Raw genomic sequence first — 2,154 nt, forward strand, 5'->3', positions numbered from 1 at the left:
AGGTAGCCAAGGGCGAAATGGCCTGGAAGTAAGCAGGTCGCCCCCAGAGTCTTCGGGTTCCTGTACGTAAACGCAAAACGCGACAAGCTGCAGCACGCCCAAGCATAGCCTCATGTCGGAACCCTAGCATGCTCCGACAACCATCATCACCAAGAAATAGAAGGCGTGGAGTTGATTGAATCCAGCATGTACGTGTTCGCACAAAATCATGAAATACAGATAGGGAGATGCACGCAGTGTTTCGTTCTTGCGTGCGTGGTTGCATGCTTGAACTCGATGTTGTGTGGTCAATATGCCACTGGACGGAGATGGCTGGCTTGTTCACCTGTGCCGGGGCTAAGGCTAAGGCACGTTTGGCCTCGACACTGCAAGTGATCGTCCTCCGCTTGCCCCAGGGCGCACGTGTGCGAACGACGCTGGTAAAAGCGACTTCGGAAGAAAGCCAATGAGTTCGACTCAGTCCAACGCCAACAGCAAGCAGGCAATGCTTAATCCCGTGGTGTTTTTTTGTTCGGCCGGATCGGCGCTGGCGCTGGCGCTGTTAATGGTTCTCTATCCCAAAGCCAGCAAGGCCTGGTTGGATCATGCGCAAGCGGCAGTATCCAAGGCGTTCGGCTGGTATTACATGCTGGTGATCGTCGCCTGCCTGGTGTTTGTACTGTGGTTGGCGTTCTCGCGTTTCGGAAATGTTCGACTAGGGCGTGACGATGAAACGCCTGAATTCAGCTATCGCGCCTGGGTTTCGATGCTGTTCTCGGCCGGCATCGGTATTGCGCTGCTCTACTATGGCGCCTATGAACCGCTCGATCACTTCCTTTCCCCACCGGTCGGACAGGGCGGGACGACGCATGCCGCTCGCGAGGCGCTGACCATCACGTTCCTGCACTGGGGCCTGCATGGTTGGGCACTGTATGCGCTCATCGGTACGGCCTTGGCCTATTTCGCCTACCGCAAAGGACTGCCTCTGGCATTGCGATCGGCACTGTATCCGATCTTCGGCGATCGAATACACGGCTGGATCGGCCATGTCGTCGATGCCTGCGGCATCTTGGCCACTCTGATTTCAATGGTCACCAATCTGGGCATCGGTGCATTAATGCTCAACTCCGGACTGAGTTATCTGTTCGACATACCCCAGACCGCGCAGGTACTGCTGATCTTGGTCGGGATGATAATGCTAGTGGCTACAATTGCTGTTGTATCTGGCGTCGAGAAAGGTATTGCGTGGCTGTCCAACCTCAACGTATGGCTGCTTTGCCTGCTGCTGTTGTTCGTGGTGTTGTGTGGGCCGACCATGCATCTGTTCGACGGCTTGGTGCAGAACACCGGAGACTACCTGCGCGCTTTCGTCGGTAAAAGCTTTGAGATGTATCTATACGACGAGGCCGCCAAGAATTGGGCTGGAGCCTGGACGCTATTCTATTGGGCCTGGTGGATCGCATGGGCCCCGTTCGCGGGCATGTTCATTGCACGTATTTCGCGCGGCCGCACCATCAAAGAGCTGATCCTCGGTGTGCTGTTGATCCCCTTGGGATTCACGCTGGCCTGGCTATCCATTTTCGGAAACACCGCGATCGATGTGGTCTTCCGCCAGGGGGCCGCGGAGCTCGGGGCCGTCGCGCAGGCAGACCCTCCGATGGCCTTATTCAAGCTGCTCGAATACCTCCCATTTACGCGCTTTATAGCGTTAGCCGCCGTGATGATCGGTTTTGTGCTGTTTCTCACGCCCGTGGATTCCGGAACGCTAATGATTGCCAATCTCTGCACCTCGAATGGCTCCGAGCATGAGGATGCACCGATCTGGCTGCGCCTGTTCTGGGCGATGACGATCACTGTGGTCAGCATGGGGCTCTTCCTGACGGGCGGGTCCGCAAGCTTTAGTTCCATGCAGACGGCCGTTGTGCTCTGCGGGCTGCCGTTCTCGGTCGTGTTGGTGCTCTACATCGTGAGCCTGTGCAAGGCCCTCAACTCTGATACCACACAGTGAAAGGTATGCAGAACGTGGGGATGATGAAGCTGACCGCGGCCGTGGTCGGGACTCTCATGTCGCCGCTCATCGCCCAGGCGCAGGATGCCGAACCATGGAGCGCGAACCTGGCGATCACATCCACTTATGTGTCGCGGGGGTTTGACCAGAGCTGGGGCAGGCCCGCA

At 57.1% G+C, this 2,154-nt stretch carries 1 protein-coding gene; it reads left to right on the forward strand.

The annotated features are described in order from the left end of the window. Positions 1 to 445 precede the first annotated feature (445 nt). The gene (locus LG367_RS18145) at positions 446 to 1,987 is read left to right on the forward strand and encodes a BCCT family transporter (protein ID WP_226470671.1); all 1,542 of its coding nucleotides are present in this window, start codon (positions 446 to 448) and stop codon (positions 1,985 to 1,987) included. The last annotated feature ends 167 nt before the right edge of the window (positions 1,988 to 2,154 follow it).

Source organism: Luteimonas panaciterrae (assembly GCF_020511115.1).
Lineage (GTDB): Bacteria > Pseudomonadota > Gammaproteobacteria > Xanthomonadales > Xanthomonadaceae > Luteimonas > Luteimonas panaciterrae.

Bases quoted from the DNA above. Each gene is read 5' to 3' on its own strand.
- LG367_RS18145 (WP_226470671.1), top strand. From the start codon at position 446: ATGAGTTCGACTCAGTCCAACGCCAACAGCAAGCAGGCAATGCTTAAT.